We start from the raw sequence: 394 nt of genomic DNA, 5'->3' as shown, positions 1-394 counted from the left end.
CTTCAGGATGGTACACCATTTGTCCATGCTGAAAACCATTAGCGCCAGAAGTTTCAGTCACTCTTCCTTGCCTGTCATACACCCACCAATATTCCATTCCATTCCGGTTCATTCTTTTTTCGACCTGGTTTTTACCGTCATACACAAACTGAATGGCTTTACCGTTACGATCGTACACATGCGTAAGGTTACTGCGGTCATCGTAATCGTATTTTACCAGCAGGTCCATTTCTTCTTTGTACTGATAATAAATTTTACCGGCATTTTTTTTATTCTCGTGCAACTCAATATGCAGGGTCCGTCCATTTTTGTCCCGGATCCGGGAAAGGATGTTATGCCTGCTCCGGCGATACGTAAACTCCCACTGCGTGCCATCGCTGTATTGCAAAGACGA

At 44.4% G+C, this 394-nt stretch carries 1 protein-coding gene; it reads right to left on the bottom strand.

Annotated elements, in window-relative coordinates:
• Nucleotides 1–394, bottom strand: a 394-nt coding sequence (locus tag I6F37_RS43775) for a hypothetical protein (RefSeq protein ID WP_225154951.1), incomplete at both ends; no start/stop codon positions are given.

This window comes from Bradyrhizobium sp. NBAIM08, from assembly GCF_020193935.1.
GTDB lineage: Bacteria > Pseudomonadota > Alphaproteobacteria > Rhizobiales > Xanthobacteraceae > Bradyrhizobium > Bradyrhizobium yuanmingense.
The sequence above is the reverse complement of the archived record's forward strand: the minus strand, read 5'-3'. Positions and strand labels throughout refer to the sequence as shown.